20 protein-coding genes, 1 tRNA gene and 1 pseudogene are annotated in these 25,460 nt (G+C 64.7%); 7 read left to right on the top strand and 15 right to left on the bottom strand.

Going from position 1 to position 25,460, the window contains the following annotated elements; translation table 11 throughout:
- Positions 1-38: 38 nt before the first annotated feature.
- The gene (locus tag JWM94_RS05825) at positions 39-2,621 is read left to right on the top strand and encodes a M1 family metallopeptidase (RefSeq protein WP_299423261.1); all 2,583 of its coding nucleotides are present in this window, start codon (positions 39-41) and stop codon (positions 2,619-2,621) included.
- Positions 2,622-2,628: 7 nt separating this feature from the next.
- On the opposite strand, the gene JWM94_RS05820 is transcribed toward JWM94_RS05825, so the two are convergent.
- From JWM94_RS05820 to JWM94_RS05790, 7 genes are all read right to left on the bottom strand, one after another.
- Complete coding sequence (locus JWM94_RS05820) at positions 2,629-3,153, bottom strand: gamma carbonic anhydrase family protein (protein ID WP_299423257.1); 525 nt, start codon at positions 3,151-3,153, stop codon at positions 2,629-2,631.
- Positions 3,154-3,246: 93 nt separating this feature from the next.
- Complete coding sequence (locus JWM94_RS05815) at positions 3,247-4,002, bottom strand: 3'(2'),5'-bisphosphate nucleotidase CysQ (RefSeq protein ID WP_299423254.1); 756 nt, start codon at positions 4,000-4,002, stop codon at positions 3,247-3,249.
- On the bottom strand, positions 3,999-5,915 hold the full coding sequence (gene cysN / locus JWM94_RS05810; RefSeq protein ID WP_299423252.1) for a sulfate adenylyltransferase subunit CysN: 1,917 nt from the start codon (positions 5,913-5,915) through the stop codon (positions 3,999-4,001). The genes JWM94_RS05815 and cysN overlap by 4 nt, the downstream gene beginning before the upstream one ends.
- Before the next feature lie 136 nt (positions 5,916-6,051).
- On the bottom strand, positions 6,052-6,996 hold the full coding sequence (gene cysD / locus JWM94_RS05805; RefSeq protein ID WP_299423249.1) for a sulfate adenylyltransferase subunit CysD: 945 nt from the start codon (positions 6,994-6,996) through the stop codon (positions 6,052-6,054).
- Positions 6,997-7,124: 128 nt separating this feature from the next.
- Positions 7,125-7,598 carry a GAF domain-containing protein gene (locus JWM94_RS05800; RefSeq protein WP_299423247.1) on the bottom strand — a complete coding sequence of 158 codons (474 nt, stop codon included), beginning with the start codon at positions 7,596-7,598 and terminating at the stop codon, positions 7,125-7,127.
- Positions 7,599-7,743: 145 nt separating this feature from the next.
- Positions 7,744-7,905 (bottom strand): hypothetical protein, encoded by a 162-nt coding sequence (locus JWM94_RS05795; protein WP_299423244.1) that lies wholly within the window; start codon positions 7,903-7,905, stop codon positions 7,744-7,746.
- 13 nt (positions 7,906-7,918) lie between these two features.
- Positions 7,919-10,558, bottom strand: coding sequence for a sensor histidine kinase KdpD (locus JWM94_RS05790; protein WP_299423269.1), 2,640 nt, complete (start codon positions 10,556-10,558; stop codon positions 7,919-7,921).
- A gap of 254 nt (positions 10,559-10,812) precedes the next feature.
- On the opposite strand from JWM94_RS05790, the gene JWM94_RS05785 reads away from it, so the two are divergent.
- From JWM94_RS05785 to JWM94_RS05765, 5 genes and pseudogenes are all read left to right on the top strand, one after another.
- Positions 10,813-10,902, top strand: a complete 90-nt coding sequence (locus tag JWM94_RS05785) for a potassium-transporting ATPase subunit F (RefSeq protein ID WP_299423240.1) — start codon at positions 10,813-10,815, stop codon at positions 10,900-10,902.
- Positions 10,902-12,603, top strand: a pseudogene (gene kdpA, locus JWM94_RS05780) (potassium-transporting ATPase subunit KdpA). Before JWM94_RS05785 ends, kdpA begins: the two are co-directional and overlap by 1 nt.
- Positions 12,604-12,613: 10 nt before the next feature.
- Positions 12,614-14,635, top strand: a complete 2,022-nt coding sequence (gene kdpB / locus JWM94_RS05775) for a potassium-transporting ATPase subunit KdpB (protein ID WP_299423236.1) — start codon at positions 12,614-12,616, stop codon at positions 14,633-14,635.
- An 11-nt stretch (positions 14,636-14,646) separates the two neighbouring features.
- Positions 14,647-15,234, top strand: coding sequence for a potassium-transporting ATPase subunit KdpC (gene kdpC, locus JWM94_RS05770; RefSeq protein WP_299423233.1), 588 nt, complete (start codon positions 14,647-14,649; stop codon positions 15,232-15,234).
- A 9-nt stretch (positions 15,235-15,243) separates the two neighbouring features.
- Entirely contained in the window at positions 15,244-15,924 is a 681-nt protein-coding gene (locus tag JWM94_RS05765) for a response regulator (protein WP_299423228.1), read from the top strand.
- A 558-nt stretch (positions 15,925-16,482) separates the two neighbouring features.
- Here JWM94_RS05765 and JWM94_RS05760 read toward each other — a convergent pair.
- From JWM94_RS05760 to JWM94_RS05735, 6 genes are all read right to left on the bottom strand, one after another.
- Positions 16,483-16,558, bottom strand: a tRNA-Lys gene (locus tag JWM94_RS05760).
- A gap of 97 nt (positions 16,559-16,655) precedes the next feature.
- Positions 16,656-17,783, bottom strand: a complete 1,128-nt coding sequence (gene rodA, locus JWM94_RS05755) for a rod shape-determining protein RodA (RefSeq protein ID WP_299423225.1) — start codon at positions 17,781-17,783, stop codon at positions 16,656-16,658.
- Positions 17,780-19,879 (bottom strand): penicillin-binding protein 2, encoded by a 2,100-nt coding sequence (mrdA, locus tag JWM94_RS05750; RefSeq protein WP_299423220.1) that lies wholly within the window; start codon positions 19,877-19,879, stop codon positions 17,780-17,782. Before mrdA ends, rodA begins: the two co-directional genes overlap by 4 nt.
- Positions 19,849-20,358, bottom strand: a complete 510-nt coding sequence (gene mreD / locus JWM94_RS05745) for a rod shape-determining protein MreD (RefSeq protein WP_299423217.1) — start codon at positions 20,356-20,358, stop codon at positions 19,849-19,851. Before mreD ends, mrdA begins: the two co-directional genes overlap by 31 nt.
- On the bottom strand, positions 20,355-21,230 hold the full coding sequence (gene mreC, locus JWM94_RS05740; RefSeq protein WP_299423214.1) for a rod shape-determining protein MreC: 876 nt from the start codon (positions 21,228-21,230) through the stop codon (positions 20,355-20,357). The genes mreD and mreC overlap by 4 nt, the downstream gene beginning before the upstream one ends.
- Before the next feature lie 45 nt (positions 21,231-21,275).
- Positions 21,276-22,319 (bottom strand): rod shape-determining protein, encoded by a 1,044-nt coding sequence (locus JWM94_RS05735; RefSeq protein ID WP_299423265.1) that lies wholly within the window; start codon positions 22,317-22,319, stop codon positions 21,276-21,278.
- A 142-nt stretch (positions 22,320-22,461) separates the two neighbouring features.
- Between JWM94_RS05735 and mutL the strand changes: the two genes are divergently transcribed.
- A complete protein-coding gene (gene mutL, locus JWM94_RS05730) occupies positions 22,462-24,228 on the top strand; it encodes a DNA mismatch repair endonuclease MutL (RefSeq protein ID WP_299423211.1) in 1,767 nt (588 codons plus the stop codon).
- Between the two features lie 324 nt (positions 24,229-24,552).
- On the opposite strand, the gene rplI is transcribed toward mutL, so the two are convergent.
- Together rplI and rpsR are read right to left on the bottom strand one after the other, a co-directional pair.
- A complete protein-coding gene (gene rplI / locus JWM94_RS05725; protein ID WP_299423207.1) occupies positions 24,553-25,167 on the bottom strand; it encodes a 50S ribosomal protein L9 in 615 nt (204 codons plus the stop codon).
- A 12-nt stretch (positions 25,168-25,179) separates the two neighbouring features.
- On the bottom strand, positions 25,180-25,404 hold the full coding sequence (gene rpsR / locus JWM94_RS05720; protein WP_066583513.1) for a 30S ribosomal protein S18: 225 nt from the start codon (positions 25,402-25,404) through the stop codon (positions 25,180-25,182).
- Between the last annotated feature and the right edge of the window lie 56 nt (positions 25,405-25,460).

Raw genomic sequence — 25,460 nt, 5'->3', positions numbered from 1 at the left:
GTTATAGTAAGGCAACACACCAGATAATGAGGTCGTCCATGAAGCTTGCCGCCGCCGCCGTCGCCCTGATGTTTACTGCCTCGACGCCGGCGCTCGCCGCGGCGCAATTGACCCGCGACGTCGCGCCGATTGCATACGACATCACGATCGACCCGAACGCGCAGGCCATGACCTTTACCGGCAGCGAGACGGTGACGGTCAACGTCCGCACCGCGACGCGCACGATCACGCTCAACGCCGCCGATCTGGCGATCAGCAAGGCGACGGTCGACGGCAAGGCGGTCCCGTTCAAGCTCGACAACGATGCGCAGCGCGTGACGCTCACGCTGCCCGTCGCGGCCAAGGCCGGCGTGCACACCATCGCCTTCGCCTGGACCGGCAAGATCAACGAATCCGCCGCCGGCTTCTTCGCGATCGACTACACCAACACCGACGGGTCGAAAGCGCGGATGCTGGCGACGCAGTTCGAAGCCCCCGACGCGCGCCGCTTCGCGCCGATGTGGGATGAGCCGAGCTTCAAGGCGAAGTTCACGTTGCGGACCGTCGCGCCCAAGGGACAGCTCGCTTTCTCGAACATGCCGGCGCTCGTGACCAAACGTCCAGATGGTACGCAACTCTACAGCTTCAGGCAGTCGCCGGTGATGTCGAGCTACCTTCTGTTCCTCGGCATGGGCGACATGGAACGCAAGACAGTGATGTCGGGCAAGACCGAGATCGGCGTCATCACGCGCAAGGGCGTGTCGGATCAGGGCGATTATGCGCTGGCCTCGGCCAAGCGCCTGCTGACCTATTACAACGATTATTTCGGTCAGCCCTATCCGCTGCCCAAGCTCGACATGATTGCCGGACCGGGCACTAGCCAGTTCTTCGGCGCGATGGAGAATTGGGGTGCGATCTTCTATTTCGAGCCCGAATTGCTGTTCGACAAGAAGCGCGCGACCGAGAGCGACAAGCAGCGCATCTTCGTCGTCGTCGCGCATGAAATGGCGCACCAATGGTTCGGCGACCTGGTGACGATGAGCTGGTGGGACGACCTCTGGCTCAATGAGGGCTTCGCGTCGTGGATGGAGAACAAGACCTCCGCCGACCTCAACCCCGACTGGTTCGCGCGTGATTCGGCGGTGGCGTCCGATCGTGAGCAGGGCATCGGGGTCGATGCGACCGCCGCAACGCATCCGATCATCCGCCACGTCGAGACCGTCGATCAGATCGGCGAGGCGTTCGACAGCATTACCTATCAAAAGGGCCAGGCGGTCATCACGATGATCGAATCGACGCTCGGTCCCGACAAATTCCGCGCCGGCATCCGCCGCTACATGGCGAAATATAGGTACGGGAACACCCAGACCGACCAACTTTGGGCGGAACTGGAGGCGGCGTCGGGAATGCCGGTAAAGGGCTTTGCGCACGACTTCACGCTGCAGGGCGGGGTGCCGTTGATCACCGTGAGCAATGCGGCGTGCAGCGGCGGCAACACGCTGGTGACGCTCGATCAGGGGCGGTTCGGGCTCGATGCCGCGTCCAAGACGCCTCAACTGTGGCAGGTGCCGTTGCGGCTCGGCACGGTCGGCGGCGCGGTCACGACGACGGCGGTCAAGAGCAGCAAGCCCTATTCGGTGACGGTGAAGGGCTGTGGCCCGGTCGTCGGCAACCTGGGCAAGGGCAGCTACACGCGGATCCGGTATGATGCGCTGGCGCACGCCGCGTTGGTCGCCAATTATGCGAAGCTCGATCTCGCCGACCGGCTCGGGACGCTGGGCGACGATTACGCGTTGGCGCGCTCCGGCGACCAGGATTTTGCGATGTACGCCGCGACACTCGACGCGGTGCCCGGCGACGCCAGCCCGCTCGAATGGTCGCTGGTGTCGGGACAACTCGGCTCGCTCAGCGGGCTGTATGCGGGCACGCCGTTGCAGGACCGCGTCAATGCGTTGACCATCCGCAAGCTCGGACCGGTGCTGGCGCGGATCGGGTATGAGGCTCAGCCCGGCGAATCGCCACTTGTCACCAATTTGCGGGAGGATCTGGTCGGCCGCTTGGGTGCGGCTGGCGATCCCGAAGTCATCAAGCGGGCGCGGGCCTATTTCGCCAAGCTGAAGACCGAATCCTCGGCGATCCCGCCGGCAATCCGTCAGCCGATTCTCGGCACGTTCGCGCGCAACGCGACCACGGCCGATTGGGACGACCTGCTCGCGCTGACCAAAGCGGAAACCAACCCGGTGGTGAAGAACGAATATGTCCGGCTGCTCGGCGCGGCGCGCGATCCGGTGCTGGCGGCGCGCGCGCTGGAATTGGTCAAGGGTGACGTGTTGAGCGCGCAACAGAAGCCGACGATCCTGCGCGCGGTGGCGGGCGGCCACCCCGACCAGGCGTTCGACTTCGCGGTCGCCAATGCCGATTTGGTCAACGGCCTGCTCGAGGCGAGCACGCGCGCTGGATTCATCGTCAGCCTGGGCGCCGGATCCAATGACACAACCATGCCCGACAAGATCGCGGCTTATGCCGACAAGAACTTGCCGGCATCGTCGCGCGGCGGCGTCAAACGTGCGCTGGCGGGAATCGCGGTGCGCAAGGCCGTAGCGGACCGCTTGCGGGCGGGGGTCACGAACTGGGCGGGGTGATCGGCGCTTAGTCGATCCGCTTCAGCCCCTTGGCGAAGCGGCGCGCATTTTCGATGTAATGCGCCGCCGACGCTCTCAGGAACGCGCGCGCGTTCGGGTCCAACGCCTTGATCGCGCGCGCCGGGCTGCCGACGATCAGGCTGCCAGCGTCGAAGCTTTTGCCCTCGGTGATGAGCGCATTCGCGCCGATCACGCATTCGTCGCCGATCACGGCCTGATTGAGCACGGTCGCGCCCATGCCCACCAGTACGCGGTCGCCGACCGTACAGCCGTGGAGGATCGCGTGGTGCCCGATCGTGCACTCCGCGCCGATCGTCAGCGGCACGTCGTAATCCGAATGCAGCATCGTTCCGTCCTGCACGTTGGTGCCGTCGCCCACGTTGATCAGCGAGGTGTCGCCGCGAATGACCGTGCCGAACCACACCCCGACATTGTCGCCGAGGACGACCTCACCGATGACGTGTGCGTCGGGCGCGATCCACACGCCCATGCCGATCACCGGGATTTTGCCGTCGAGTTCGTAGATCGGCATGCGTTTCTCCCTGAGCCCCAATCCGTCATGCCGGACTTGATCCGGCATCCATTTATCCGCGCGCGGTACGCTTGAGGCTCGAAGGACCCCGGATCAAGTCCGGGGTGAGGGCGCAGAGGCGACGAGTGCCTTCATTACCGCGCCGACCAGTTCCTTGCGGCAGATCAGCAGGTCATGAACATAGGTGTCGTCGCAATTATAGACGAGTGGTGTGCCGTCGAGCCGCGCGCAGTGGAGCCCGGCCGCGAGCGCCACCGCGACCGGGGCGGCGCTGTCCCATTCGTGCTGGCCGCCCGAATGGAGGTAGATGTCGGCAATCCCGCGCACCACTGCCATCGCTTTCGCGCCCGCGGAACCCATTGGCACCAGATCTGCGCCGATCGCTGCCGCGACCGCGACCGCTTCGGCGGCGGGGCGCGTGCGGCTGACGACCATGCGGGGCGGATCGTTAAGGGGTTGCAGCGCGGGGGGCGCATCCGACCGCAACACCAGCCCAGCATCGGGCAATGCTACCGCGCCAAGCACCGGTGCGCCATCGACGCACAAAGCGACATGCACCGCCCAATCGTCGCGCGCCTCGCCATATTCGCGCGTGCCGTCGACCGGATCGATGATCCACACGCGCGACTTGGCCATGCGCGTGCCGTCGCATTTGCGTTCTTCGGACAACAGCCCGTCGTCGGGGCGAAGTCTCCCCAGCATCTTGCAGAGGTAATTGTTGGCCTTGGCGTCGCCTCGCATGCCAATTTCTTTGGAGCCCTCATCACGAAACATCAGGCGAGAGCGGCTTGCCTGTAGCAATTCACCTGCCTCACCGGCCAACAAAGCCGCCAGATCTCCGTCGGTCACAGATTAGGACTCCACACGCCCATGATATGCTCGACGATCCGCTCGGCGGCCGCTTCGGGCGTCTCGCGCGTAGTGTCGATGCGGATATCGGGGCGTTCCGGCGCTTCGTACGGGCTGGATATGCCGGTGAACTGCGCAATCTCGCCCAGCCGCGCCTTCTTGTAGAGCCCCTTCACGTCGCGCGCTTCGGCGACTTCCAACGGCGTATCGACGAAAATCTCGACGAAATCGCCCGCGGGCATCATTGCGCGGACCAAGTCGCGCTCGGCGCGGAAGGGGGAAATGAAGGCGGTCAGCACGATCAGCCCGGCATCGGTCATCAACTTGGCGACCTCCCCGACGCGGCGGATATTCTCGACCCGGTCGGCGTCGCTGAAACCCAGATCGCGATTGAGCCCATGACGGATATTGTCGCCGTCGAGCAGGAACGAGTGGCGCCCCAGCGCGAACAGCTTCTTTTCGACTAGGTTCGCGATGGTCGATTTGCCCGACCCGGACAGGCCGGTGAACCAGAGCAGTTTGGGCTCCTGGCCCTTTTGCGATGCGTGCGCGGCGCGCGACACATCGATCGCCTGCCAATGCACGTCGCGCGCACGGCGCAGCGCGAAGTGCAGCATCCCCGCCGCGACCGTCGCGTTGGTCACCTTGTCGATCAGGATGAACCCGCCGAGCTCGCGGCTGTCGGCATAGGGCTCGAACACCAACGGCTTGTCGGTCGCCAGATTGGAGACGCCGATCGCGTTGAGATCGAGCGTCTTGGCCGCGAGCTGTTCGAGCGTGTTGACGTTGACCTGATATTTGGGCTGGTGGACTTGCGCGGTAACGGTCTGCGTGCCGAGCTTGAGCCAGTAGCCGCGCCCGGGCAGCAGCGGCTCGTCGGCCATCCACACGATCGTCGCCTCGAACTGGTCGGCGACCTGCGGCGGGTCGGCGGCAGCGGCGATCACGTCGCCGCGCGAGCAATCGATCTCGTCGGCCAGGGTCAGCGTAACCGATTGCCCGGCGACCGCTACGTCGAGGTCGCCGTCGGCCGTGACGATCCGCGCGACGGTCGAGGTCCGGCCCGACGGCAGCACGCGGATCGCGTCGCCTGGGGCGATTGTCCCCGACGCGATCGTGCCGGCGAACCCGCGGAAATCGAGGTTGGGGCGGTTGACCCATTGCACCGCCATACGGAACGGGCGCGCCCGATCGGCGTCAGCGTCGAGCGGCACGGTTTCGAGATGCTCGATCAGAGTCGGACCGGCGTACCACGGCGTGTTGGTCGAGGGCGCCGCGACATTGTCGCCCTTGAACCCGGAGATCGGGATCGCGGTGAACGCCTCGATACCGATGCTCTCGGCGAACGCGGCATAGTCGGCGACGATCGCGTCGTAGGTCGCCCGGTCGTACCCGACCAGATCCATCTTGTTCACCGCCAGCACGACGTGCCGGATGCCGATCAGGTGCGCGAGGTACGAATGCCGCCGCGTCTGCGTCAGCACGCCCTTGCGCGCGTCGAGCAGGATCACCGCCAAATCGGCGGTCGACGCGCCGGTCACCATGTTGCGGGTATATTGTTCGTGCCCCGGCGTGTCGGCGACGATGAACTTGCGTTTGTCGGTCGCGAAGAAGCGGTACGCGACATCGATCGTGATCCCCTGCTCGCGCTCGGCGGCGAGGCCATCGACCAGCAGCGCGAAGTCGATTTCCTGGCCCTGCGTTCCGATGCGCTTGCTGTCCGCTTCCAGCGCCGCCAGTTGGTCGTCGAAGATCATCTTGCTGTCGTAAAGCAGCCGGCCGATCAGCGTCGACTTGCCATCATCGACCGACCCGCACGTGATGAACCGCAGCAACGTCTTGCGCTGATGCTGGCCGAGATAGGCGTCGATATCGGTGGCGATGAGCGCGTCGGGGCGGAAGGCGGGGGTCACGCCGCGCCTCCGCCACATCCGTCATGCTGAACTGGTTTCAGCATCCATCGGGCAACTGGCGAAGCCTTCGGCGGTGGAGAATTGGACCCTGAAACAAGTTCAGGGTGACGGAGAATTTGGGGCGAGCGAGAGGCCATCAGAAGTACCCCTCCTGCTTCTTCTTCTCCATCCCGGCGCCGCCCGCATCCTTGTCGATCGCGCGGCCCTGGCGCTCGCTGGTCGTGGTCAGCAGCATCTCCTGGATGATCGCGGGAAGGGTTGTCGCGTCGCTTTCCACCGCGCCGGTCAGCGGATAGCAACCCAGCGTCCGGAACCGGATCGAGCGCTCGATCGGCACCTCGCCCGGCGCGAGCCGAAAGCGCTCGTCATCCACCATCACGATCATCCCGTCGCGTTCGACCGTCGGGCGCGGCGCGGCGAAATAGAGCGGGACGATCTCGATCCCTTCAAGATGGATGTATTGCCATATGTCGAGCTCGGTCCAGTTCGACAGCGGGAACACGCGGATGCTTTCGTCCTTCGCCTTGCGCGCATTGTAAAGATTCCACAGTTCGGGCCGCTGCGCCTTGGGATCCCACCGATGGCTTGTCGAACGGAAACTGAAAATCCGTTCCTTGGCGCGGCTCTTCTCCTCGTCGCGCCGTGCGCCGCCGAACGCGACGTCGAAGCCGTGCTGGTCGAGCGCCTGCTTCAGCCCCTCGGTCTTCCAGATATCGGTGTGGAGCGCGCCATGGTCGAACGGGTTGATTCCGCGCTCCATTGCCTCGGGGTTGCGGTGGACGAGCAATTCCATCCCCGCATCGCGCGCGGCCTTGTCGCGCAAATCGTACATCGCGCGAAACTTCCACGTCGTATCGACATGGAGCAGCGGGAAGGGCGGGGGTGCCGGATAGAACGCCTTGCGCGCCAGGTGCAGCATCACCGCGCTGTCCTTGCCGACCGAGTAGAGCATCACCGGCCGCTCGGCCTCCGCCACGACTTCGCGCAAGATATGGATGCTTTCGGCCTCGAGCCGCTGAAGGTGAGTCAGCGGCGCGGTCGCGGGAGCATCTGAAGTCTTGGCCAGCGGCCGGGTCGCCATCAATATACCTTTCGCGCGCTAGATTAGCCGTGCATGCCCAAATTACACCCACGTTTCGCGAGCCTACATAGGGGCGGTCGTCACGGACGCATCGCACCGTTTCTTTAGCGTGCCAAAGCGGGGTTAGGTCAGGCCGACTTCCGCTCGTTTTCGAGGCAGGTCATGATCTCGCGTGCGAGCGCCTCGATCTCGGAAACGGTTTCGGGCGTGTTTACGACGTGCGGCTCGGGATCGATCGCGCACAGCGTACCGAAGAAGCTGCCGTCGGGGCGATAGACCGGCACCGAGACGTAGCTTTGGAAGCCGTACAGCACCGGCGTTGGATGCGTGCGCCACATCGGCTCGTCCTGGACGCTGTCGATATACACCGCGCGGCCATGATCGCGGATTTCGTCGCAGATCGTCGTCTTGACCTGCAACTCGCCGCCCGGCTCCATGCCGAACGCGATCCGGTCGAGGACCTGGCATGCGATCCATCGATGCTCGCTCACCCGCGCCACCGCGGCAAAGCCCATGCCCGTGATCGCACAAAGTCGGTTGAGCAGCACCCGCACCGCCGCGCTTCCCGATACGACCGAGATATCGCGCGCGAAATCGCTCATGATAAGAAACCCCTTGTCCAGCCGACGGCCGAAGCGGTTAAACTAGCAGGAAAAATGGTGGACGTGCTAGAACTCGAACCCAGTTGCCTCGCTTCAACTGCATGCATCGATACAGGCTTTCTTGGCCAGTTCGGCAGCCTCGTCATCATTGGCCGTATTGAAAAATGCCGGGGCTTCCCGGGACTTCCTGCATCGAAACATATTCGATCCTGCCCGGCAGCCAGAAGTGATGCTTGACCCAATCAAAGGCATGGCAGGTCTCGCAGACCGAATCGACGGCTGCTCCGAACGGCGCGAGCAGGCCCAACAGCGACTCCGTTTCAAATATAGAGATTTGAGCTCGAGCGGGGCGGTATGCTCAGCGAGAATATCGCGCCGCCGGTGGGATGGTTGCCAGCAACAATTTTCACCCGGATTGCCTCGGCGAAGCCTTTCGCGATTGCCAGGCCCAAACCGCTTCCTCCTTGTTGATCTCCGCCCAGACCCTGTGCGAACGTCTCGAAAACAAGAGCTTCGGATCCGGACGTAAGACCGGCTCCATGATCGCGGACTGATAGTACGATTGCGTTGGGCTGGCGCTCACCCGTGATCTCGATCGCTCCTTTGCCACCGTGGATTGCCGCGTTCGCGAGCAGGTTGATCAGAATGTGGTGGAGCAAGGTCGCATCTGCCTCGACCAGCGGCAGGTTCGCGGGAACTCTCAAGTCGATATGGGTGCCGCGAAGCAAGTCTTTCAGGTCGTGCACCGCGCTCCCAACCGCGTCGGTCAAATCGACCGCTTCCATCTTGAGGTTGAGAGCGCCTGTGTCGATCCGTACCATATCGACCAGATTGTCGAGAAAGCGACGCAGGCGCGCGACTTCGGCGCGTGCCATGGCGGCAGCGGCGGGATCGGGGTCTTGCGCAGCCAGCGCATCGATCGATGCAGCGACCGATGTCAGCGGCGTGCGTAGATCGTGTCCGATCGACGACAAAAGAGCAGCGCGGAGCCGATCACGCTCGCGCAACACCGACACTTCGCGGACCTGTTCTTCGAGCTTGAGCCGTTCGTGCGCGAGCGCCGCCTGGCCGAGCAACGTGGCGAGCAGCACCGCGCGCCCAGCCCCCACTGGATCGCCACCGTCGGACGAGGCGAGCCCGATAACACCCAGCACACCAAGCGCGGTTTTGAGTGGCTGGAACTGCCAATCGGCGGACACCAGCGTTCCCGTGCCCGCGCCCGCCGCTTCGCCACGGCTCCAAGCCCAATCGGCGGCGGCGCGATCGACTGGGCCGAATGGCGGGAAATCATCGGTGGACGTGGCGATGCACTCAAGCTCCCCATTTCGATCGTCGAGCAGGATCACCGACAGACCGAGCATCGCTGCCATTTCCTCGCAGGCGGTGCGGCTGGTTGCTTCCCAACTCGATGACCGCGCCAGTGCCTGCCCGAATGCAGCCACCGCGGCGTTTTCCTGCGCGCTTCTTGCCCCCAAAGTCGCGCGGACCCTCAAGCGGCCGGTCAGGTTCGCGGTGAACGTAGCGATGCCGATCAGCACCAGCATCGTCAGCACGCTTTGCGGGTCGGCGACGGTGAAGGTGTAGAGCGGTGGCAGGAAGAAGAAATTATAGGCCAGGCCTGACAGGACACCGGTTGAGATCCCCGGCCATAGCCCGAGCCGCGCGGACGCGACGATCACTGGCAGCAGGTAGATCAAGTCGATGCCGCCAACGCCGATCCAAGGCTCCGCCAGCTTGCCCAGACCCGTGGCAGCACCGACCAGCGCGATCACTGCAGCCGCCACTAGGGCTAAGCCCCAATCGCCTCTAATCGGCGTCGGACGGCTTCGCGGCGGGGCCGCCCCGGCCGGGATCACGTGTACCGCCAGCCCGTCCCCGGCCGCCAGCATCGCATCGACCACGGAGCCGTGGCGAAGCGCAAACCACCAACTGCGCGTTGACTTGCCGATCACCAATTGGGTCGCACGCATCTCGTCGATCTGCGCCCGCAGACCTGCCGCGACATTCTCGGCCGGGATCGCCGCGATCGACGCGCCCAGACTGGCGGCGAGGCTCAGTGTGTCGGCGACTTGGCGTTTCTGATCGTCGCTGAACCCGGCGGCGCGGGGCGTTTCGATCGAGACGGCCTGCCACGGAGCCTTGAGCGCGTCGGCAAGCCGTTTAGCGGTTCGCACCAGCGTATCCGACCCGGGTAGCTCGCTTACCGCGACCAGAACGCGCTCACCACCGCCATAGGTGCCGGCGACCGCATGGCTGTCGAGATGTTCGAGCATCGCTTGATCGACGCTCTGCGCGGCGCGGCGCAGCGCCATCTCGCGCAAGGCCGACAGGTTGGCTTTGGAAAAAAAGCGATCGAGCGCGCGCGTCGCCTCGGCCGGGATGTAGACCTTGCCGTTCTTCAGCCGCTCGATCAATTCGTCGGGCGGCAAGTCGACGACCTCGACCTCTGCACCGTCGAATACGCTGTCGGGCACCGTCTCGCGCACGCGGATACGAGTGAAGCTGGCTATAACGTCATTGAGGCTCTCGATATGCTGGACGTTGAGTGTGGTGTAGACGTCGATCCCCGCGTCGAGCAGTTCCATCACGTCCTGCCAGCGCTTGGGATGGCGGCTGCCCTCGGCGTTGGAATGCGCGAACTCGTCGACCAATGCGAGTTGCGGGCGGCGTGCGAGCACGGCGTCGAGGTCCATCTCGTCGAGCTTGTGACCCTGATAGTCGATCGACCGGCGAGCAATCACTTCGAGCGGCGCGACGAGAGCATGCGTTTCGGCGCGGCCATGCGTCTCGACAATCGCGACCGCCACATCGATCCCGGCACGCTGCCGCTCGGCACCCTCCTGCAGCATCTCGAAGGTCTTTCCGACCCCGGGGGCGGCACCGAGGAAAATCTTGAGCCGGCCGCGTTCTTCGCGCTTGGCGGTGCGCAGCAGGGCGTCGGGAGAGGGGCGATCGTCGATCACGACGCGAACCTAGGCCTTGTCGCCCGTGGGAAAAGCCGAAAAGCGGCGATTCTTATGACTTTTTAATGCCGAGGGACCGCTTTCACCGGCGAACCTTAATGCCCCCAACGCCTATCTCGCGTGGCGACAGCCGCTCCTGACGCGGCACCGACTCGAAAGGCTTTCCATGCCCGACCTCATCTGGCTCGCCGTGCTTGGCGGGCTCTTCTTGGCGACGCTCGCCTTCGTTCGCTTGTGCGACAAGGCCTGAGATGGGCCTCCACCTGATGCTCGCCGGGCTGACCGCGCTCGGCCTCCTTTTCTACCTGATCGCCGTGCTCGTGCGGCCGGAGAAGTTCTGATGGTTTGGCAGGGCTGGACGCTGATCGCGCTGTTCGTCGCCATTCTCGCCGCATTGGCCAAGCCGATGGGGATGTGGCTGTTCGCGCTCTACGAAGGCCGCCGAACGCCGCTCCACCGCGTGCTCGGGCCGGTCGAGAACGGTTTCTACCGGCTCGCCGGGATCGACCCGAACGCCGAGCAGGGTTGGCGGCGCTACACCGTCCATATGCTGCTGTTCCAGCTAATCGCGGCGCTGTTGACCTATCTGGCGCTTCGCGCGCAGGGCGGGCTGCCGTTTAACGGACGCGCGATGGCCGGCGTCGGCGCGGACGGCGCGATGAACACCGCGATCGCCTTCGTCACCAACACCAACTGGCAATGGTATTCGGGCGAGGCCACGCTTTCCAATTTCAGTCAGATGTTCGGGCTGACGATCCATAACTTTCTCAGCGCCGCGACCGGCATCGCGATCGCCTTCGCGCTGTTTCGTGGATTCGCGCGGCGGCAGGCAAGTGGCATCGGCAATTTCTGGGCCGATATGACACGGATTACGCTCTACCTGCTGCTGCCGGTCTCAATCGTCTACGCGATCTACCTGATCCTGAGCGGCGTGCCGCAGACCTTCGCCACGTCGGTCGATGCGACCACGCTGGAGGGGATCAAGCAGACCATCGCGCTCGGCCCGGTCGCGAGCCAGGAAGCGATCAAGATGCTCGGCACTAACGGTGGCGGTTTCTTCAACGCCAATTCGGCGCACCCGTTCGAGAACCCGTCCGCTGACCAACCTCGTCCAGATGCTGTCGATCTTCTCGATCGGCGTCGGGTTGACCTGGTGCTTCGGCAAGGCGGTAAACGACACGCGTCAGGGCTGGGCGATCCTTGCCGCGATGGCGATCCTGTTCCTCGCGGGCACGACAGTCGCCTACTGGCAGGAGGCAGCCGGCAACCCGGTCCTCCATAATCTCGGCATCGCCGGCGCGAACATGGAGGGCAAGGAAGTCCGTTTCGGCACCGCTGGCAGCGCCTTATTCGCCGCCGTGACGACGGCGGCGTCATGCGGCGCGGTCAACGCGATGCACGACAGCATGACCGCGCTGGGCGGGCTGATTCCCCTCTTCAACATGCAACTCGGCGAAGTCGTGGTCGGCGGCGTCGGTGCGGGCATCTACGGCTTTCTGCTGTTCGCGATCCTCGCGGTGTTCGTCGCCGGGCTGATGGTCGGGCGTACGCCAGAATATGTCGGCAAGAAGATCGAAAGCCGCGAGGTCAAGTTCGCGGTGCTGGCGATCGCCGTGCTACCGCTGTCGATCCTCGGTTTCACGGCGTTAAGCGCAATATTGCCGGATGGCCTCGCGGGGCCGCTCAACAAGGGGCCACATGGCTTCAGTGAAATCCTGTACGCGTTCAGCTCGGCCACCGCGAATAACGGCTCCGCGTTCGCCGGCCTGACCGCGGGCACTCCATATTATAACGGCATGCTGTCGATCGCGATGTGGGTCGGGCGATTCTTCATGATCGTGCCCGTGCTCGCCATCGCCGGCAGCCTCGCGTCGAAGAAACACGTACCCGCGGGCGCTGGATCGTTCCCGACCACCGGCGGCCTGTGGACCGGTCTGTTGGTCGGGATCATCCTGATCCTCGGCGGCCTCACCTTCCTGCCAAGCCTCGCGCTTGGTCCCATCGCCGATCATCTCGCGATGATCGGCGGCCAGCTTTCGTAAGGGTTCCGCCATGGTAGCCGCATCTTCCATGTTCTCCGCCAAGCTCGTCGTCCCGGCGATCGGTGACTCGTTCAAGAAGCTCGACCCGCGCCAACTGGTGAAGAACCCGGTGTTGTTCGTGACCGCTGTCGTTGCATTGTTGCTCACGGTATTGCTGATACTGGGCGGCGAACCGTTGGCGATCTCGTTCCAGGCCCAGCTGATCGTCTGGCTGTGGCTCACCGTATTGTTCGGCACGTTTGCCGAGGCCCTCGCCGAAGGGCGGGGACGCGCCCAGGCAGCCAGCCTGCGGTCCACCAAGGCCGACCTCCAGGCCAAGCGGCTTGCCGGGGTCGGCGATGCGTGGAGCAAGGTTGAGGCATGGCGGCTAGAAAAGGGCGACGTCGTGCTGGTCGAGACCGGCGACTTGATCCCCGCCGATGGCGAAGTCGTCGAGGGCGTCGCATCCGTCAACGAAGCCGCGATCACCGGCGAGTCTGCGCCCGTCATCCGCGAGGCCGGCGGCGACCGCTCGGCGGTCACGGCAGGCACGCGCGTCATTTCCGACCGGATCAAGGTGCGCGTAACGCAGGAGCCCGGGCAGGGCTTCCTTGACCGCATGATCGCGCTGGTCGAGGGCGCCGAGCGCCAGAAGACCCCGAACGAGATCGCCCTGACCATCCTGCTGGTCGGGCTGACGATCATCTTCCTGATCGCGGTCGGCACGATCCCGGGTTTTGCCAGTTATGCTAAGGGGCACATCTCGGTTGCAGTGCTCGCAGCCCTGCTGATCACCTTGATCCCGACCACGATCGCCGCCTTGCTGTCGGCGATCGGCATTGCCGGAATGGATCGGCTCGTCCGCTTCAACGTTCTGGCCAAGTCCGGCCGCGCGGTCGAGGCAGCGGGCGATATCGACGTGTTGCTGCTCGACAAGACCGGCACGATCACGATCGGCGATCGCCAGGCGAGCGAGTTTCGTCCGCTCGGCGGCATCGATGCGAAAGTGCTCGCCGAGGCGGCAATGCTCGCCAGCCTTGCCGACGAGACCCCGGAGGGCCGCTCGATCGTCGTCCTAGCGCGCGAAAAGTTCGCTACGTCGGGCACGCTGCCCGCTGATGCGGAGATCATCCGGTTCACCGCTCAGACGCGCAGTTCGGGCCTGCGGATCGGCGAGAGCCAGGTGCTGAAGGGCGCGGTCGATTCGATACTCAAGACGCTACCGGCCGACACCGCCGGTGCTTTCGAGCTGCGCAAGATCACCGACGAAATCGCGCGCGCTGGCATGACCCCGCTCGCGGTTGTGCGCGACGGCAGGCTGCTCGGCGCAGTGGCGCTCAAGGACGTGGTTAAAGCCGGCGTGCGCGAGCGGTTTGCCGAGCTTCGCCGGATGGGTATCCGCACGGTGATGATCACCGGCGACAATCCGCTGACCGCCGCCGCAATCGCCGCCGAAGCCGGGGTTGACGACTTCCTCGCCGAAGCGACGCCTGAGGACAAGCTCGAGCTTATCCGCAAAGAACAACAGGGCGGCAAGCTCGTCGCGATGTGCGGTGACGGGACCAACGACGCGCCAGCGCTGGCGCAGGCCGATGTGGGCGTGGCGATGAACACCGGCACGCAAGCCGCGCGCGAGGCGGGCAATATGGTCGATCTCGACAGCGACCCGACCAAGCTCATCGAGATCGTTGGTTTGGGCAAGCAATTGCTGATGACGCGCGGGGCGCTCACGACCTTCTCGGTCGCCAACGATGTGGCGAAGTATTTCGCGATCATCCCGGCGATGTTCGTCGTGCTCTATCCCGGACTCGCGGTCCTCAACGTGATGGGGCTCGCGTCCCCGCAAAGCGCGATTCTGTCGGCGATCATCTTCAACGCGCTAATCATCCCGCTCCTCGTGCCGCTAGCGCTGAAGGGCGTGACCTACACAGCGATGGGTGCTGGCCAGCTACTTGTGCGCAACCTTACCATTTACGGTCTGGGCGGGCTGATCGCGCCGTTCGTCGGCATCAAGCTGATCGATCTCGCCGTATCCACCCTCAACCTCGCCTAGAGGATAAGACGATGCTCAAGGACTTCACCACCGCGCTGCGCCCGGCGATCGTGCTCACCCTGTTATTCGCGGTCCTGCTGGGATTGGCCTATCCCGCCGCGCTGACCGGCATCGGCCAGCTCGTCGCGCCCGCCGCCGCCAATGGCAGCCTGATCCGCGACGCGAAGGGCAATGCCATCGGCTCGGCGCTGATCGGCCAATCCTTTGCCAGCGACCGCTATTTCCATGGCCGCCCGTCCGCCGCCGGCAAGGGCTACGACGCCACCGCGTCGTCGGGCTCGAACCTCGGCCCCGCCAGTCAGGCGCTCACCGACCGCGTGAAGGGTGACCTCGCCACCGCCAAAGCATCCGCACCAGGGAATGTTGTTCCCGCCGATCTGGTGACGGCCTCCGCCTCGGGGCTCGATCCCGACATCAGCCCCGAGGCGGCTTTGTTTCAGGTGGTTCGCGTCGCCAGCGCGCGCGGGATCGAACCGGCAAGGCTGCGCAAGCTGGTCGAGGACAACACCGCATGGCCGCTGCTTGGCTTTATAGGCGAGCGCCGCGTCAACGTGCTCGCGCTTAACCTCGCGCTCGACCGGATGACCGTGCGGCCGTAACAGGAAGCCATGACCGCGCCCAAAGTTCTGATTGTCGAAGACGACGCGCATATCCGCCGCTTGCTGCGCATTGTGATCGAGCGGGGCGGATACGCGGCGGTAGACGCGGGAACGGCGCGCGAGGCGTTGTCGCTCGCTGACATAGAGAAGCCCGAGGTCGTGCTGCTCGATCTCGGCTTGCCCGACCGCGACGGGCTCGAACTGGTCCAGTTGATGAAGGCGCGCCGCGCCACCGTGCTGGTCGTTTCCGCACGCGAGGATACCGCGGAGAAGGTCGCCGCGCTCGATCTCGGTGCCGACGACTATGTGACGAAACCCTTCGATACCGACGAATTGCTTGCCCGTGTCCGAGCGGCATTTCGTCATCGCCTTGCGTCCGAGGCGGAGCGCCAGCTCGTCTTCGCGGGAGACGTTGAGATCGATCTGGAGCATCGTCGAGTGCGTCGAGGCGGAGACGAGGTCCACCTATCACCCAAAGAATATGACGTGCTCGCTGAGCTGGCGAAGCGGCCTGATCGCGTCATCGGGCACGGCCAACTTCTTCGAACAGTCTGGGGCCCGGCGCACGAAGGGCATGTCGACTATCTGCGCATTGTCGTTCGCAATCTGCGGCAGAAGCTGGAAATTGATCCTGCGCGACCATGCCTGATCTCGAACGAGGTTGGCGTCGGCTATCGCCTTAATGCCTAGATTTCGGTAGATACCGTCGAATACTGCTGATCAGGTCCCAGCGGCATGCGCAGCCTCGTCGCGCTGGGCGGGGTGATAGGCAAGGCGAACGGCGACAACGTAGTGACTTTGCGAGCTTAATAGTGAATGTCGCTCGCCTTAGCGTGACTTGCCGCTAGGATGCTTATGAACGTCTCGATTGTCTACGGAAACATGCGCGCGATTCAGGCTCATGGGGAAAGTCGGCTGTGTCAGCCGACGTCAGCGAAGAAAGCAGAGGACTGCAGGCGCGAACAATCTTACTTCAAAGTCGAGTTCACGATGAAAAAATCAGGGACTTAGTCCGCGAACTCAAGCGATACTGCTCTGCCTCCGGTTCTGCAAAAAGTGAGAAGGATTCTCGCGCGGCGCTAGATGACGCCACGATACTTTTCGAAAAGTTCAACGAGCAGGTTGGCAAGACAATACGACACATGGACGGCGAAGACGGCCGCACGCGGCTAAAGCGCTAGCAGGCAAATGCTTCCACGCCCCGAACGACGCCCGGATCCACGTAAGTGGCTGCTTTTGCTAGAAGAATGGTGGACGCACTAGGGCTCGAACCTAGGACCCGCTGATTAAGAGTCAGCTGCTCTACCAACTGAGCTATGCGTCCATGCCGGATAACGGCCCACCGATCGGCGGCCCCGTTCGGGGAGCGAGGCGGTTAGCATCGCGGCCGCTCTTTGCAAACCCTTTTTGCGACGGCATTGCTACCAGCGTGATTGCCGGCGATTGGCGCGGTCGAGCGACATCAGGATGCCTAGGCACAACAGCACGGTCAGCTGCGACGATCCGCCGTTGCTGATCAGCGGCAACGGTACCCCGACCACCGGCGCCAGCCCCATTACCATCGCCATGTTGATCGACACGTAAAAGAACAATGTCGTGGCGAGTCCCGCCGCGGTCAGCCGGGCGAAGCGCCCCTCCGCGCGCAACGCGATGTTGATTGCCCACCAGATGATCGCGAACCAGGCGATGATCAGCAGCACGCCGCCGACCAGGCCCCATTCCTCCATCATGGTCGCCAGCGCGAAGTCGGTTTGCCCCTCGGGCAGATAATCGAGGTGGCTCTGCGTGCCGTTGAGAAAGCCTTTACCCCAAATGCCGCCCGACCCGATCGCGATTTTCGACTGCGTGATGTGATAGCCCGTGCCCAGCGGGTCGCTTTCCGGGTTGAGGAAAATCAGGATGCGGTTGCGCTGGTAATCGTGAAGCACGAAGTTGAAGCCGACCAGCGCGGCGGGGATTCCGGCCAACGCCCCGCCGATGAACAGGCGTAGCGGGATGCCGGCCAGGAACATGACGGTGATTCCCCCGGCGGTGATCATTAGCGCGGTGCCGAGGTCGGGTTGCAGCATTACCAGCCCCGCAGGTAGGCCGATCAGCAGCAAGGCGGGCCAGATCGCGCCGAACTTGCGCGTCTCGCTGGGCGGCAACAGGTCGTAGAAGCGCGCGCAGGCCAGCACGATGAACGGCTTCATCAGCTCGGACGGCTGCAGCCGGATGACACCAAGTTCGAGCCAGCGCTGGCCGCCGCCGGCGACCTTTCCCAATATTTCGACGCCGACGAGCATCAGGATGATAACGGTATAGGCCGGCAGGCTGATCATCCCCCAGACTTCGGGCCGCACGCGCGACAGCGCCATCGCCGCGGCCAGCAGGACGAAGAAGCGGATGCCCTGCGGCAGCGCCCACGGTCTGATATGCCCGCCCGCGGCCGAATAGAGGACCAGCAGATCGAAACAGCCGATCGCCATTACCAGCAGCAGGATCTTCCACGGCAGCTGGGCGAGCGGCTCGGGGACGAAGCCCAGCGAAGCGGACGATGGCTGCCTCACTGTTCGACCTCGTGCGATCCCTGTTCGGCGGGGAGGGCGGTGTTGGCGATGGCGGCGGCAGAGACATTCGCGGCATCGGTCGCCGCCTCGACCGCCGGCGCATCGACCGGGGCGGTGGCGTCGGCTTCGGTTTGCACCGCCTGAACCGCCGAAATCTGCCCTTTGTACGCTGCCGTCTCCGCCGCCGCGCGCGTGACGATGTCACCGCCCCATGTCGGTTCGAGCTCGGCGAGCGATTTGAGCGCGCGGTCGCGGTCGATCAGGTACGTGATGATGTCGCGTCCGATCCCCGGCGTGTCGAGGTTGCGGACGGTATGGCCGCCATGCTCCAGCACGATCCCCGCAGCGTAGCGCGGATTTTCGACCGGCGCGAAGCAGACGAACAGCGCGTGGTCGCGCAGCTTGAACGGCAGCGACGCATTCTTCAGCACGCCGCCGGCGCGCTCGGTCATCGTGATCCGGCGAACCTGCGCCGTCCCGGTCTTCGCGCCGAGCGATACGCCCGGAATGTTGAGCCGCGCCGCGCCGCCGGTGCCGCCTTCGTTGACCACACCGTACATCGCGTTGCGGATCAGCGCGAGGTGATCCGGATCGAGCGGCAGCGGATTGGCGCGCGGGGCAGGGCCGTTCATCACCAGCCGCGGCGTCAACGATCGGCCCGACGCGATGCGCGCCGCCATCACTGCCAATTGTAGCGGATTGGCGAGGACATATCCCTGACCGATCGACGCGTTCAACGAGTCGGCGACGGTCCATTCGTCCTTATACTTCTTCAGTTTCCACGCGCTGTCGGGCACAGTGCCGAAGCGCTGGGTCGAAAAGGGAATATCGAATTTCTGCCCGAGACCGAGCGTCCGCGCGATCGGTGCGACCCGGTCATAACCGAGCCGCCGCACCATCTCGTAAAAATAGATGTCGCAGCTCGCCATGATCGCTTGCTTCAGGTTGAGCGGACCATGACCACTTTTCTTGTGGCAGTGGAAGATGCCGCCCCCGACCTTGAGCGCGCCGCTGCAACTGATCCGATCCTCCGGGCTGACTCCATTGTGAAGCAGCGCCAGGCCGTTCATCGGCTTGACCGTCGATCCCGGCGGATAGAGCCCCTGCAGGATCTTGTTCATCAGCGGCACGTGGTCGTTGTCCGACAGCATCTTCCATTCGAGAGGGCTGATCCCGTCGGAAAAGCTGTTCGGATCGTAGGCGGGCATCGACACGAAGGCGAGCACGTCGCCGTTGGTCACGTCCATCACCACCACCGAGCCCGAATTGGTGCCCAGCCGGCGCGCGGCATATTCCTGCAGCCCGGCGTCGATCGTCAGCCGCTGGACGTGACCGGCGACGTCGCGCCGGGTTTCGAGTTCGCGCACCAGCTTACCGTGCGCGGTGACTTCGACACGCTTGGCGCCGGGTTCACCTTGCAGCGTGCTTTCCAATGCCTTTTCAAGGCCATCCTTGCCGATCTTGAAACCGGGGGTGATCAGCAACGGGTTCTTGCTCTTCTGATATTGTTCCGCTGATGCAGCGCCGACATACCCGGTCAGATGCGCCACCGCCTGGCCGGCGGGATAGCTGCGCGAATAACCGGCGGTCGGCGCCACCCCGGGCAGTTCGGGCAAGCGGACCTGCACCGCATTGAACCGGTCGGCATCGAGATTCTCGGCCACCTGGACCGGCTGAAACCCAGCGGCGCGCTTGATGTCGGTCTCGATCCGCGTGATCTGTTCGGGCGGCAGCCCGAGCAATTGCTGGAGCAGTTTGAGCACGCGGGGCTGTTCGGCCTCTGGCAGCCGGTCACGGATGATATCGACGCGGAAATCTGTGCGGTTGTTGGCGATCGCGTGGCCGTTGCGGTCGACGATCCATCCGCGCCGCGGCGGAATCATCGTCAGATTGACGCGGTTGCTTTCCGACAGCAGGCGATAATGCTCGTTCTCGAACACCGACAGCCACGTCATCCGCGCGGCCAGCGCCACCGCGACGGCGCCCTGCACCCCGCCCACCATCAGCGCCCGGCGCGAGAAGCTATAGCTTTGGGTCGCCTCGGTCGTCAGGCGCGGCGGACGGCTCACGCACGCCCTCGCTTGGCGTCGAGCCATCCGACCAGCCGGGCGACAAAGGGATAGAGCAACACGGCCGCGATCACCTGAAACAGCAACAGCGTATCGACATGCGCCTCAAGCGGCGTCGCGATCAAGCGCCCGATGATCAAGCAAGCGCCGATCGCGCCCGACGCCAGCACCCAATCCTGCCAGAAATCACGCGACATCAGCCGCTGGTCGAGCAGATCGACGACCAGCAGGCTGACCGTCCAGAGCAAGATCGCGCTGCCCAGCGGCTGGCCGCTGACCAGATCGTCGAACAGCCCGAGCGGCAACGGGCTCCATATCCGCACCGTGTCGGGCCGCAACAGCCGCCAGGCGAGCAACGTCATCAGCCCCAGCGGCGGCAACACCGGAAACGTCGCGATCAGCGGCAAGATGGTGATCAACGATCCCGCGACGATCGATGCCGCGGGGATCGCCCAGGCGGCGATCGGGGAGGGTTCGGGCGCGAACGCGCCGCCCGCTTGCCTCACGGCCGCTTCTCGTCGGCAGGAGGTGGCGGCGCGGTGAGGAAGGCGCGCAAGACCAGAGCGTAATCGAGCGCGTCGGGTTCGGCATAGGGTTTGGCGAGCGCGCCGTCGCGGCTACGGCTGATGACCTTGGCGACCGGAATATTGGGCGGAAAAATGCCCCCGGAGCCCGAGGTGACGAGCACGTCGCCGGGGGCATATTCGGCGTTGCCGAGCGCGATCGGCTTGACGTCGAGCTGGCCGTCGCCACGCCCGGTCGCGAAGCCCGGCGCACCATCGCGCGTCCGTCGCACCGGCACGATGCTTTCGGGATCGATCAGCAACAGCACGCGCGCGGTATCCGGTCCGGCCTCCAGCACGCGGCCGACCAGTCCATCGGGCGCGCGTACCGGCATCCCGGCATGAACGCCCTGGATCAGGCCGGCATAGAGCAAAGCATAGCGCCGGGTGCTGGTTGCGGACGAACTGACGATGCGGGCGGTCGCGATCGTTTCGACGCTCGGCTCACGCAGGCCCATCAATTTCTTCAGGCGCAAATTTTCATAGGCGATGGCGCGCGCGCGAAGCAGTTGTTGGCGCTCGTCGGCGACTTGTTTTTTCAGCCGCGCATTCTCGCCGCGGACGCCAAAGAAGCTACCGATCGCCGAGGGGATCGAGGCGATCCCGTTCCACACCGACCCGATCGCCCAGCTGACCGGCGCAGTGACTTCGCCGGCGCCGGCGCGCAGCGCGGAGAAGGCCGGCGGGTTGAGCGTCGACAAAGCGAGCAGGACAGCCCCCACCAGCGCCCCCGCGATCGCGATGACGTACCCGATGAACAGACTATATTGCGCCCGCCGTGAGAAACCCGGGCGCCGGTTGCGTGGCGGCGCCATCCCACTCCCTCACATAAAAGGCCGCGATAGTGGCCTTAGCAGAAATCAGGCGGTGTGCAGAACGCCGCGATACATCGGATCCTCGAGCGCGCGCCCTGTGCCCAGCGCCACGCAGGTCAACGGATCGTCGGCGATCGTCACCGGCAGCCCGGTTTCGTCGCGCAGCACTTCATCGATCCCGTGGAGCAGCGCGCCGCCCCCGGTCAGGACGATGCCCTGATCGACGATGTCGGCGGCGAGTTCGGGCGCGGTATTCTCCAGCGCGATCCGCACACCCTCGACGATCGTGCCGACGGGTTCGCTCAGCGCCTCGGCGATCTGGCCCTGGTTGATCTGAATTTCCTTGGGCACGCCGTTGACCAGGTCGCGGCCCTTGATGTGGATCGTGAGTCCGATGCCGTCGGCGGGCGGCTTGGCGGTGCCGACTTCCTGTTTGATCCGCTCGGCGGTGGCTTCGCCGATCAGCAGGTTATGGTTGCGGCGGACGTACGACACGATGGCTTCGTCCATCTTGTCGCCGCCGACGCGGACCGACGTGGTATAGGCGAGGCCGCGCAGCGACAGCACCGCAACCTCGGTCGTGCCGCCGCCGATATCGACGACCATGCTGCCGATCGGTTCCGTCACCGGCATGTTGGCGCCGATCGCGGCGGCCATCGGCTCCTCGATCAGCCATACCTGGCTGGCGCCGGCATTCTGCGCGGCGTCGCGGATCGCGCGGCGCTCGACGCTGGTCGATCCCGACGGCACGCAAATCACGATCTGCGGCCAGCGCATGAAGCGTTTCTGCCCGCCATGCGCCTTGTGGATGAAGTGCTTGATCATCTGTTCGGCGACGTCGATGTCGGCGATCACGCCGTCGCGCAACGGGCGGATCGCCTGGATGCTGTCGGGCGTCTTGCCCATCATCAGCTTGGCGTCGTCGCCGACCGCCTTGACCTTCTTCACGCCGTTGATCGTCTCGACCGCGACCACCGAGGGCTCGTTGAGCACCACACCGCGTCCGCGCAGATAAACGACGGTGTTCGCCGTACCCAGATCGATCGCCATGTCCTGCGACATCAGCTTGAAGAAACGCCCGAAGACCATAAGGAAAATACCGCCCGAAAAGCCGCGCTGTCGAAGCGCGCGCACTGTTATTTATTCCCCCGCCGCCAAAGCCGCTTTCCGGGCTCCGGTTGGTCGGCATTAACGGTCGCGAGAGCCCGCCGCTTGGGCTAGAGCGTATCCCATGTCAATACGGCGCCTCCCCGAACATCTGGTCAACCGTATCGCTGCCGGTGAAGTGGTAGAAAGACCCGCCAGCGCGTTGAAGGAACTGGTCGAAAACGCGGTCGATGCGGGGGCAACGCGGATCGCGGTCAAACTGGCCGCCGGGGGCATCGATTTGATCGAAGTCGTCGATGACGGTTGCGGGATGACGCCCGCAGACATGGCGCTCGCACTTGAACGTCACGCGACGTCGAAACTGCCCGATGAGGAAATCGATCAGGTCACGACCCTGGGGTTTCGCGGCGAGGCATTGCCCTCGATCGCCAGCGTCGCGCGGTTGACGCTCGAAAGCCGGGTGCGTGGCAGCGACGGCTGGCGGCGGGTGATCGATAATGGCGTGCTGGTCGAGGAGGGGCCGGGCGCTTTGCCGCCGGGAACGCGTGTCGTGGTCGAGGCATTGTTCGACAAGGTGCCCGCGCGCCGCAAATTCCTGCGCACCCCGCGCGCCGAATATGGAGCGAGCCTCGACATCGTCCGCCGGCTGGCAATGGCGCGGCCCGACATCGCTTTTTCGGTCGAACATGACGGCAAGCGGACGCTGGCGACCAACGCGCCGGAAAATCGGCCCGCGCGGGTCGCGGCATTGACCGATCGCGCGCTGGCCGAAAACAGCGTCGGCGTGGATCTCGAACGGGAGGGTGTACGGCTCGGCGGGGTGGCAGGGCTACCAACGTTCAACCGCGGCGTCGCCGACCACCAATATCTGTTCGTCAACGGCCGCCCGGTGAAGGATCGCCTGCTGATGGGCGCGATCCGTGGCGCCTATGCGGAGATGATCGCGCGCGACCGGCACCCGGTGGTGGCGCTGTTCCTCGATCTCCCCGCCGACCTGGTCGACGTCAACGTCCACCCCGCCAAGACCGAGGTGCGCTTCCGCGAGCCGCAAATGATCCGCGGACTGATCGTCAGCGGATTGCGGCGGGCGCTGGACGAAGCAGGGCATCGCAGTTTTCAGCGGCCGAGCGAGGACGCTTTGGCGGCGTGGCGACCCGAACCGGTCGGGCCGACATTGTGGGATGCGGGGGAGGTCGGCACGCTTACCGCGCCGCGCCATTCGGTGGTGTTCGATCGCCGCCCGAGCTTCAATGCGCCGCCGCCGCTGGCGCGCGCCGAGGTCGCCTACGCTCCGCCACCCGACACCGTCGCGCATCCGCTCGGCGTCGCGCGTGGCCAAGTCGCCAAAACCTACATCGTCGCCGAAGCTGAGGACGGGCTGGTGTTGGTCGACCAGCACGCGGCGCACGAACGCCTGGTGCTCGAACGTATGCGCGCGGCGCTCGCCGGCGGGCGGGTCGCGAGCCAGGGTTTGCTGGTTCCCGAAGTGATCGAACTCGACGAGGCCGCGTGCGACCGCCTCGAAGCGCGCCTTTCCGAACTGGCCGAATTCGGTCTCGAACTCGAACGGTTCGGCCCGCGCGCAATGCTGGTTCGTGCTACCCCGGCGTTGTTGGGGCAGGGCGACGTGGCTGGCCTCGTCACCGACCTGGCCGACGAACTCGCCGCGTTCGACGAAGCGCTGAGCCTCAAGGAACGCCTCGACCACGTCGCCTCGACCATGGCGTGCCACGGCTCGGTCCGCGCCGGGCGGGTGCTGTCGGTTGCCGAGATGAACGCGCTGCTTCGCGAAATGGAAGTCACGCCGCATTCGGGCCAGTGCAACCACGGCCGTCCGACTTGGGTGAAGCTGGCGCACGGCGATATCGAGAAATTGTTCGGACGAAAGTGATGATTATCGAGGGAGTCTTCGGCAACGAAAAGTTCCACTGACCCACGAAAATCTATTTCGTTCATCTTCTGGAAATTTCGCGGGCGATGCGCATTTTAAGCGGCATGGGTCATCACGACCTGCTGGAACTCACGCCGTGAAAAACGTCATGCCCGTCGTCTTCGCCCTGATCCCGCTCGCAGCAGTGTTGGGCGCCTGCGTTTCGACGTTCTGATCCCCCTCGGGACGTCGCGGCTCTCTCCCCCCTCCCAGAGAGCCACAAGAAAAAGGGCCGCCCGGACATGATCCGGACGGCCCTTTTTCTTTGTCTCGGCGTAAGCCCGATCAGGCCTCCGGCGTTTCCTCGGTCGCTTCGGCTGCGGGAGCCTCTTCGCGGACATCGGCGGTCGCGCCGGGCTCGGCGTTGGGATCGAAATCCTCGACGAAGCCGGCCTCGTCCTTTTCGAACATCGCCGACATCACATCGACGCCCTGCGACTGCATCTCGGCCTCTTCGGGCGAGCGCGCGACGTTGACCTTGACGGTCACCGACACTTCGGGGTGCAACGCGACGTTGACGTCGTACACGCCGATCGCCTTGATCGGCTTGTTGAGCACGATCGCCGACTTGGCGACCTTGTGGCCGTCGGCCTCGAGCGCCTCGACGAGATCGCGCACCGCGACCGAGCCGTAGAGCTGACCGGTGTTCGACGCCTGGCGGATCAACGTCACCGTCGCGCCGTCAAAGTTCTTGGCTTCCTTTTCGGCATCGCCGCGGCGCGACGCATTGTCGGCCTCGATCCGCGAGCGGTTTGCGTCGAAAACCTTACGGTTGGCGTCGTTGGCGCGCAGCGCCTTCTTGTTGGGCAACAGGAAGTTGCGGGCGAACCCGTCCTTCACCGTGACCACGTCGCCGATGGCGCCGAGCTTTTCGACGCGTTCGAGCAGAATAACGTCCATGTCGGGCGCTCCTTACTTAACGAGGTAGGGCAGCAGGCCCAGATGACGGGCGCGCTTGATCGCCTGGGCGAGCTCGCGCTGCTTCTTAGCGCTCACCGAGGTGATGCGCGAGGGGACGATCTTGCCACGCTCGGAAACGAAGCCCTGGAGCAGCCGGACGTCCTTATAATCGATCCGGGGGGCATCCTTGGCGGAAAACGGGCAGCTCTTGCGGCGGCGGAAAAAGGGTCGTGCCATGTCTCTGATTCCTTATTCGCTGTCGAAGCCGCCGCGGGGACCGCGGTCACGGTCGG

Source organism: Sphingomonas bacterium (assembly GCF_028289855.1).
GTDB lineage: Bacteria > Pseudomonadota > Alphaproteobacteria > Sphingomonadales > Sphingomonadaceae > Sphingomonas.
This window is presented reverse-complemented; position numbering and strand designations above follow the sequence as displayed.

Excerpts from the sequence above, each read along its gene's own strand:
- JWM94_RS05825 (WP_299423261.1), top strand. The coding sequence starts at position 39 with ATGAAGCTTGCCGCCGCCGCCGTCGCCCTGATGTTTACTGCCTCGACG.
- JWM94_RS05820 (WP_299423257.1), bottom strand. The coding sequence starts at position 3,153 with ATGCCGATCTACGAACTCGACGGCAAAATCCCGGTGATCGGCATGGGC.
- cysD (WP_299423249.1), bottom strand. The coding sequence starts at position 6,996 with ATGGCGACCCGGCCGCTGGCCAAGACTTCAGATGCTCCCGCGACCGCG.
- JWM94_RS05800 (WP_299423247.1), bottom strand. The coding sequence starts at position 7,598 with ATGAGCGATTTCGCGCGCGATATCTCGGTCGTATCGGGAAGCGCGGCG.
- JWM94_RS05785 (WP_299423240.1), top strand. The coding sequence starts at position 10,813 with ATGGGCCTCCACCTGATGCTCGCCGGGCTGACCGCGCTCGGCCTCCTT.
- kdpB (WP_299423236.1), top strand. The coding sequence starts at position 12,614 with ATGGTAGCCGCATCTTCCATGTTCTCCGCCAAGCTCGTCGTCCCGGCG.
- kdpC (WP_299423233.1), top strand. The coding sequence starts at position 14,647 with ATGCTCAAGGACTTCACCACCGCGCTGCGCCCGGCGATCGTGCTCACC.
- JWM94_RS05765 (WP_299423228.1), top strand. The coding sequence starts at position 15,244 with ATGACCGCGCCCAAAGTTCTGATTGTCGAAGACGACGCGCATATCCGC.
- mrdA (WP_299423220.1), bottom strand. The coding sequence starts at position 19,879 with ATGGCTCGACGCCAAGCGAGGGCGTGCGTGAGCCGTCCGCCGCGCCTG.
- mreC (WP_299423214.1), bottom strand. The coding sequence starts at position 21,230 with ATGGCGCCGCCACGCAACCGGCGCCCGGGTTTCTCACGGCGGGCGCAA.
- JWM94_RS05735 (WP_299423265.1), bottom strand. The coding sequence starts at position 22,319 with ATGGTCTTCGGGCGTTTCTTCAAGCTGATGTCGCAGGACATGGCGATC.
- mutL (WP_299423211.1), top strand. The coding sequence starts at position 22,462 with ATGTCAATACGGCGCCTCCCCGAACATCTGGTCAACCGTATCGCTGCC.
- rplI (WP_299423207.1), bottom strand. The coding sequence starts at position 25,167 with ATGGACGTTATTCTGCTCGAACGCGTCGAAAAGCTCGGCGCCATCGGC.
- rpsR (WP_066583513.1), bottom strand. The coding sequence starts at position 25,404 with ATGGCACGACCCTTTTTCCGCCGCCGCAAGAGCTGCCCGTTTTCCGCC.